Annotated in this window: 8 protein-coding genes; 1 reads left to right on the top strand and 7 read right to left on the bottom strand. The window is 38.9% G+C overall.

Annotated features, from left to right (window positions below):
* Positions 1–240: 240 nt before the first annotated feature.
* From Q0507_RS03080 to moaC, 7 genes are all read right to left on the bottom strand, one after another.
* A complete protein-coding gene (locus Q0507_RS03080) occupies positions 241–960 on the bottom strand; it encodes a DUF4198 domain-containing protein (protein ID WP_287552097.1) in 720 nt (239 codons plus the stop codon).
* Positions 961–1,228: 268 nt separating this feature from the next.
* Complete coding sequence (typA, locus tag Q0507_RS03085) at positions 1,229–3,040, bottom strand: translational GTPase TypA (RefSeq protein ID WP_298712186.1); 1,812 nt, start codon at positions 3,038–3,040, stop codon at positions 1,229–1,231.
* A gap of 192 nt (positions 3,041–3,232) precedes the next feature.
* The gene (gene murB, locus Q0507_RS03090) at positions 3,233–4,162 is read right to left on the bottom strand and encodes a UDP-N-acetylmuramate dehydrogenase (protein ID WP_298712189.1); all 930 of its coding nucleotides are present in this window, start codon (positions 4,160–4,162) and stop codon (positions 3,233–3,235) included.
* Positions 4,137–4,502, bottom strand: coding sequence for a YlbF family regulator (locus Q0507_RS03095; protein ID WP_287552511.1), 366 nt, complete (start codon positions 4,500–4,502; stop codon positions 4,137–4,139). Before Q0507_RS03095 ends, murB begins: the two co-directional genes overlap by 26 nt.
* Before the next feature lie 114 nt (positions 4,503–4,616).
* Positions 4,617–5,102, bottom strand: a complete 486-nt coding sequence (gene trmL, locus Q0507_RS03100; protein WP_287552513.1) for a tRNA (uridine(34)/cytosine(34)/5-carboxymethylaminomethyluridine(34)-2'-O)-methyltransferase TrmL — start codon at positions 5,100–5,102, stop codon at positions 4,617–4,619.
* 209 nt (positions 5,103–5,311) lie between these two features.
* Positions 5,312–6,838 carry a VWA domain-containing protein gene (locus tag Q0507_RS03105; protein ID WP_298712209.1) on the bottom strand — a complete coding sequence of 509 codons (1,527 nt, stop codon included), beginning with the start codon at positions 6,836–6,838 and terminating at the stop codon, positions 5,312–5,314.
* A gap of 142 nt (positions 6,839–6,980) precedes the next feature.
* Complete coding sequence (gene moaC, locus Q0507_RS03110; RefSeq protein ID WP_298712212.1) at positions 6,981–7,481, bottom strand: cyclic pyranopterin monophosphate synthase MoaC; 501 nt, start codon at positions 7,479–7,481, stop codon at positions 6,981–6,983.
* A 107-nt stretch (positions 7,482–7,588) separates the two neighbouring features.
* On the opposite strand from moaC, the gene Q0507_RS03115 reads away from it, so the two are divergent.
* On the top strand, positions 7,589–7,929 hold a 341-nt coding region (locus Q0507_RS03115; protein WP_298712215.1), incomplete at its 3' end, for an MBL fold metallo-hydrolase.

The following is a 7,929-nucleotide window of genomic DNA, read 5'->3' on the forward strand; positions in this document are numbered from 1 at the left end:
CTTGTGGCATTAATTTCTGTAGCAAATGCAGAGCAGGTCATTCCAGTTAATACCAACGCAGCCATCACAGCCGATATATTTTGTTGTAATTTCATAAAAATCTCTCTTTCTTACCCCGCCTAATACGAGGCTCTCACAGAACGCATTTATACGTACACCCTAAAAATATAAAAAGACCCCCTAAGTCCAACTTAGGAGGTCTTGTTTATTTTACACACTTAGTAAATAGTATATCCTATATTATTCAGGATTGATGATAAAGGACAATGCACTGAAGTATTTATTTTGCTCACCTTTAGTTTGAGTTGGGAAGCCCACTTCAACGCCTACTACATTAAGTCCATTAGCACTTACAGTAACAGTTGCTTTACCATTAGCATCTGCTTGACTTTCATTAGTAAGATCGTTAATTACGTCTTTGATTAAAGGTGCATTTGCATATGGTTTGCCTTCTTTCAAGACTTGAATTTCATATGTATCACCTTTTCTAAGAGTTAATGGGTTAACAGATGGAATGATTTGAATGAAAGCATCTTTATTATTGAAAGGTTTTGCTTCTGCATTCCAGTAGTGAACGTCATATTTAATAGCATGTGTACTTTTTTGAGCACCTGGTACTTCAGAGATTGGTTTATGAACCGTTTTACCATCTTTGTCTTTTGTCCAGTAACCATAGTCAAAGTCAGTTACTGTAATACCCAATTTATCATTTGGTACCACTACTACATTTTTTTCATGTTTAATAACTTGTACAGGAATTACCATGCCATTGTTATCTAAACCAATGATGCTTTTTACCATTTCTGGGCTATACGCATCATCAACAGGGCCTTCGCCAAGTACTAGCGCTTTTTCATCTAAGCGGTTAGCAAAGAATACGCCATGCGCATCAACGGAAGAGCACACACAACCTGCAGCTAAACCTACTGCAAATAAAGAAGCTAAGATTTTCTTATTCATAAGAACCTCCATAATCAATAACTTGTTTCAACAAACTTGATATTATTATACAGCCTTACCGATATTTCGTATATACCAATACCCCTATATCCAAGTTAATATGCGGAGTTAGTATATATAACCATTTATATGCCTATTAATCATGATTGATAAAATTATCATCTATTTTTCATAAGGCTATAATATATAGGAATATTATATAAAAAATTTATAGTTTAGATAAAAAAAGACGCTCCTTTTAGGAGCGTCTTTATATCTACAGGAGATATTATTTTTTGTTTTTAGCAGCTTTCGCACGTGCGTTACGATCAAGAATTGTTTTACGCATACGAATGCTTTCAGGTGTTACTTCAACGAGTTCGTCATCGTTGATCCACTCAAGAGCTTGCTCCAAGGAGAAGATTCGAGGTGGAGTCAAGCGAACTGCTTCATCAGAGGAGCTAGAACGCATGTTAGTAACGTGTTTTTTCTTACATGGGTTAACATCCATATCAAGTTCACGCGTGTTTTCACCGATAACTTGGCCTGTGTATACCTCTTGGTTTGGACCAACGAACAATGTACCACGGTCTTGAACCGAGTTCAAACCATATGGAGTGGTTTCGCCATTTTCAAATGCTACCAAAGCACCACGTGTACGGGAAGGAATTTCACCTTTGTATGGTGCATAACCATGGAATACATGGTTCATGATACCATTACCTTTTGTAGCTGTTAAGAATTGTGCACGGAACCCGATCAAACCACGAGCTGGAACTACGAATTCCATGCGAAGGTAACCAGCTAACTCAACCATATTAGTCAATTCAGCTTTACGTTGACCAAGGTTTTCCATTACAGTACCCATGAATTCTTGTGGTACATCGATAGTCAATGCTTCTAGTGGTTCGCACAATTGATCGTTAATAGTTTTGAAAATTACGCGAGGTTTACCTACTTGTAACTCGTAGCCTTCACGACGCATAGTTTCAATCAATACAGCCAAATGCAGTTCGCCGCGACCGGATACTTTGAAAGCATCTGCAGATTCAGTTTCTTCTACTTTCATAGAAACGTTAGTTTCTACTTCGCGGAACAAACGATCACGTAGATGACGAGATGTTACATATTCACCTTCACGACCAGCAAATGGAGAGTTGTTTACGGAGAATACCATAGACAATGTTGGTTCGTCGATGGATAAAGTTGGCAATGCTTCAGGGTTTTCAGCGTCAGCTACTGTTTCACCGATATTGATATCATCGATACCAGCAAAGGCGATGATATCGCCCATTTCAGCTTCGTCAGTTTCAACGCGGTTCAAACCATTATATGTGTACACGCGGCCGATTTTCGCTTTACGAGTGCTTTCACCATTCATGATAGCCACTTGTTGATTAGTTTTCATTTTACCGCGAACGATACGACCTACAGCGATTTTACCGATGAAGTTATCGTAATCGAGTGTAGTGACCATGAATTGAAGAGGTCCTTCCATATCACCTTGTGGTGCAGGAATTTCATCGATCAATGTCTGGAACAATGGTTCCATGTTTACAGCTTCGTCATCCCAGTTAGTCTTGGAGATACCAGAGCGAGCAGATGCGTATACTACAGGAAAATCGAGTTGATCATCATCAGCTTCGAGTTCCATGAACAATTCAAGAACTTCATCTTCAACCTCTTTAACACGTTGGTCTGGACGGTCGATTTTATTGATAACTACAATTGGTTTCAATTTTTGTTCTAATGCTTTACGCAAAACGTATTTAGTTTGAGGCATTGGACCTTCGTAAGCATCAACGAGAAGCAATACGCCATCAACCATGTTAAGTACGCGTTCTACTTCGCCACCGAAGTCAGCATGGCCTGGAGTATCAACGATGTTGATTTTGATGCCATTATGCATAACAGCAGTATTTTTAGATAAGATAGTAATACCGCGTTCACGTTCCAAATCATTGGAGTCCATTACACGTTCTGCTACCTTTTCATTTTCACGGAACACATGGCTTTGTTTTAATAACGCGTCCACCAAAGTAGTTTTACCATGGTCAACGTGGGCGATAATCGCTACATTTCGAAGATTTTCGCGAATCATAAGATCCTCCCTTAAATTCCTTCAGTATATTCTATATCACATAGCTCTTGTAAAAGAAACTATGTAGGTATATTCCCAAAATTGGTAACAGTTAATTATATCGCAGTCTATAGAAAAAAGTCAAAAAAGATTCCTTACGTCTCTTCCTATTCATTGTTTGAATAGAGCTTAGAACATAAGAAATCTTTTGTATTACTCTTCGCCAATCATGCGCACTTCTGGTTCAAGATGTACACCATGTTGGTCATATACGCGTTTTTGTACTTCTTTAATGAGATCTAGCACATCTTTCGCACTCGCACTGCCAGTATTAATAACAAAGCCAGCATGCTTTTGAGATACTTGCGCATCACCTACTGATAAACCTTTAAGTCCTGTTTGTTCAATCAAGGTTCCAGCAAAGTACCCTGGTGGGCGTTTAAAGGTAGAGCCTGCGCTAGCAAACTCTAGTGGTTGCTTAGACTCACGCTTTTCGGTCAATTCGTCCATGCGAGCTTTAATAGCATCCTTATCCCCAGGTACGAGTGTCATAATTACTTCGCCGATAACCTCATGATTATCATGGAATATGCTATGACGATATGCAAAATCTAAGTGAGATGCATCGTATTCTTTAATATTGCCTTGAAAGTCTACGGCTCGCACCATAGTAACAACATTGCTCATTTCCCCATCATAAGCACCAGCATTCATAAATACGGCACCACCAAGTGTACCAGGAATACCGATGGCAAATTCAAGACCAGATAGGCTATTTTCCCAAGCAAATTCAGAAGCATCTTTTAACATATACCCAGAACCAATACATAGTGTGTTTTCGTTACAGTCCATGATTTGAGTCATATGACGAACCGATACGACAGCACCGCGGATACCACCATCTTTCACCAAAATATTGGAACCGCAACCAATAATAGTTACAGGCACGTCTAATTCGTGAATGGTTCGCAGCGTAAAGCTCAGTTCAGCCATCGTCGTAGGTTCAATAAATAAGTCAGCAGGACCACCGATTTTGAATGTCGTATGATGACAAAGAAGCTCCTGCTCTCGTACACGTGTACTCGGTAATTCTTCTAATAAAGCTGTTTGTAATTCCTTAATGTTTTGGTTGTTCTTCGCCATGATCTAACACTTTCATCCCCTCAGTGATTGGTTCGCTAATGATTTTATAGATATCATTAGAAATCTGGCTCCAACGCATTTGCGCTTGCAAATAAGAAGTCGCTGCAGCATTTTCTTGAATTTGAGGCATCAATTCCTCTTGCTTCTTTTGCAACTCATCTGCTTCAGGAGCACCAGACAACTTAGCGTATTCCCATTGCATTTGTTGTGCCATAAATGTGCGAACTAAAGCCGTTGCTACTGCATCTGCCTTCACTGCTTCTTGAGCAGCCATTAACTCTTTGTACTCTTCGGATTCACGCATCGCGTGAGCTAAATCATGAGCTTTATCGTAGTTCATAATATCCTCCTCTAACAACACCATTCAAAACCCTACCGGTCATATAGATTTGGTAGGTCCTCTAACCCATATTTATTTTATATTTGTCTCTATTCGTTTATTGTGAAAGCATATCTATTTAGATTGAATCCACTTGCCTTCAGCCTTAAGATCTGGGTAGTCAAGTTGACGCATGCCTTCATAGGCGATGATAGCCACCGCATTAGATAAGTTCAAAGAACGTGCTTCATCTACCATAGGTATACGAATGCATGTATCCTCTTTACCGTCTAACAAACTTTCAGGTAAACCTCTCGTTTCAGGGCCAAAAACAAGCATATCACCAATCTCGTATTTAACCTCAGAATGTGTATGCTTTGCCTTCGTGGTGGCGTAGAAATATCTACGATCAGGATATTTCTCATATAGTTCTTGAATATTTTCATGTACTTGCACATCTACCAAATGCCAATAATCAAGACCAGCTCGCTTTACATGTTTATCATCGATGGAAAAGCCCAGCGGTTTGATAAGGTGCAAAGTCATATGATTGGCAGCACATAAGCGTGCAATATTGCCTGTATTGCCGGGAATCTCCGGTTCATATAATACAATTTCCACTATAAGCCTCTTTATATTATTAACATAGATGAATAACATAGATGAAGAAAAAGTCTCCTCTAACAATCTATTATACCATTAGAAGTAAACTACTGAAAAAAAATTAAGATTTCTAATTAAAATATACTAAACAATACTTTCATCTATCACTTTTCGAAAAAATAAGCCTTCTGTGTTTAACTTAATTGTAACACAGAAGGCTCATATATTTATTTCTTAGGTTGTCTATCCTCTTCTAATTTTTGACCATCTTTTTGTTGCCCTTCCGTCGTACCAGGTCGATCTTCTCGTGGAACATAGTAACGGCTAAACTTATCTACTCGACTTGTTGATGGCATATAAGCAACAATTTCACCCTTTCTTGCCTCTACAGACTTGATGTACTCAGCATCTGCTTTTTCAACCTCAGCTATTTTGTCTTTTAAAAGAGCTTCTATAAGCTTTTTGCGTTCTTCCGCTTTTGTCTTCAACGCTTTGTACACCTTACCGTATGGTGTAATAATCTTTGCTTCATTCCCCATTAAAATGGAAATAGTTTGATCAATATTAAGTTTTTCAGTAAGTGCCTGCCCTTTTAAGAAGCTATTAAACAAACGTCCAGTTCCATGACTAGTCTTAAGTCTATTAAGCTCTGTAACATTTAAAGTTTCCCACTCATATTTGGCATTTGCCAGTTCATGAATGCGATATAATTCAGCGGTCAAAGTATTTGCTTCATTAGCAGAGGCATAATAGCCACCACCGGCTTGCGCAATTTGTCTCAATAGTGCATCCTGATTCGCATCGACATTAAACCCTATGATGCCCAGTATTACATTGGTTTTACCGCCTTTTAACTTTTCCGCCATAGCCACAGGGTCACCATCGCAAGTCTCGATACCATCGGTGATGATGTACAAGATATTAACATCCTTTTCACCGGTAAATTGGCTCAAATCAGCGGTGCCTTTTTCAATGGATTTGGCAACGGATGTCCAGCCGGTCGGTTGAATCGGAGACATTACAGATTTTATTTTTTCACGATCAAGCTTTGTTATTGGTTGTAACAATTCATTAGCGCCGCAAGATTCCGCTCGTTTTTCCGCCGTATTATCACCTAAGTGACCAAATACGCGCAATCCTACATTAGCATTATCCGGCAAGGTCGTTAAAATTTCATTAATTGAATTTTTAGCGATATCCATCATGCTTTTACCTTGTATTTCATTGACCATGGATCCGCTGGCATCCAACACAATCTCAAGATTCAATTGTGTATTTTCCTTAATCGGTTGCTTTGTAAATGGATGAATTTTATCCTTTTGGAACACGAAATAGGAATATCGATCCAAATCTTCTATAGGCTCATAATCATAAGCAGATACATAGAGGATTTGATTAAATAATCGATTAATCTCAGCTTCCGATGCGTCCTCAGGAACTGGTTTAACATCTTTAAACTGTTTTTCTACAAGACTCTTCCAAACTGCATATTCATCTTCAGTCCCTTTTTGAGAGTAAAATCCATAAGGGGTTTTACGAGGATGAACTACACCCGGTGCACCATTCACAATGGCATCATAGGTATAAACTGGATCTTTTAAATCACCATTTATCCCTTTGCCACGTTGCGCCTCATCTTCACTCATAGAGGAAGTGATATTGTTAATAGGATTATCCTTCCCACATCCGGCTGCGGTTACCAATAGCATGGCTGATATCATCGCAATAAATAATTTCGATCGTAACTTACTCATATGCAGGCCCTCATAACATTCTCGTTCTTAATACACATTTTAATTATTTTGTAAGCATATTCCTTGGCTCAAGCTTACAAAGATTATTATTTCTAATATACTAATTTATCATGAAAGCATCATGACTGATTTACTTGATACATTACCGTACAAAATGTCCGCTTTTACCGCCCTCTTTTTCAACGAGGTATGTAGGTCCTATAATCATCCCCTTATCAATAGCTTTACACATATCGTATACTGTTAAAAGTCCTACTTGAACCGCTGTAAGTGCTTCCATTTCAACACCTGTCTTTCCTGTCGTTTTTACGGTAGCTCGAACCTTAACAGCACGATTATGTGTAGCATCTGTACAGGCTGGACTTTCACCATCAACAAGAGTGCAATGCACCTCAACCTTAGTCAATGCCAACGGATGGCAAAGCGGAATGAGAGCACTCGTCTGTTTAGACCCCATGATAGCTGCCAATTGAGCAACACTAAGAACATCTCCCTTTTTTATAGTTCCTGTCGCAATACGCTCGTAAATAGCATCATTAATAGCAATAAAGCCTTCTGCCACAGCAGTACGTGTTGTAATATCCTTATCTGATACATCTACCATCCAAGCATTTCCATCTTGATCAAAATGTGTTAAATCCATAATACATCCTTACAAATATGCATAAATTATCACCAATAGTTTTATTTTCATTTATTATATTATACAATAGAATTAACAATTGTATGTATAAGGAAGGAAGTGTTCCTATGAAAACAAAACTAACTTATTTTGGTCACGCTTGCTTTATGCTCACTCGCGGTGATGTATCCATGATTTTTGACCCATTCTTGACCGGCAATACATGGGATATCGCTAAAAAAGAAGATATTAAATGCCAATATATCTTTGTCAGCCATGGTCATGACGATCACTATGGTGACACGGATTTCATTGCTAAAGCAAATGATGCACTCGTTATCTCTACAGCAGAGGTAGCAGGTAAAGCCGCAGCGGCTGGTTGCCGCGCTCATGCTATGCATTTAGGTGGCAAGTTCGACTTTGAATTCGGTTCTGTTCGAATGGTTCCTGCCTTCCACGGCGCTGGCAT

The organism is uncultured Veillonella sp. (assembly GCF_938010505.1).
In the GTDB taxonomy this organism is placed as follows: domain Bacteria; phylum Bacillota; class Negativicutes; order Veillonellales; family Veillonellaceae; genus Veillonella.

What these genes read in the sequence shown, in the direction of transcription:
- Q0507_RS03080 (WP_287552097.1), bottom strand. Translation starts at nt 960, where the DNA reads ATGAATAAGAAAATCTTAGCTTCTTTATTTGCAGTAGGTTTAGCTGCA.
- murB (WP_298712189.1), bottom strand. Translation starts at nt 4,162, where the DNA reads ATGGCGAAGAACAACCAAAACATTAAGGAATTACAAACAGCTTTATTA.
- typA (WP_298712186.1), bottom strand. Translation starts at nt 3,040, where the DNA reads ATGATTCGCGAAAATCTTCGAAATGTAGCGATTATCGCCCACGTTGAC.
- Q0507_RS03105 (WP_298712209.1), bottom strand. Translation starts at nt 6,838, where the DNA reads ATGAGTAAGTTACGATCGAAATTATTTATTGCGATGATATCAGCCATG.
- moaC (WP_298712212.1), bottom strand. Translation starts at nt 7,481, where the DNA reads ATGGATTTAACACATTTTGATCAAGATGGAAATGCTTGGATGGTAGAT.
- Q0507_RS03095 (WP_287552511.1), bottom strand. Translation starts at nt 4,502, where the DNA reads ATGAACTACGATAAAGCTCATGATTTAGCTCACGCGATGCGTGAATCC.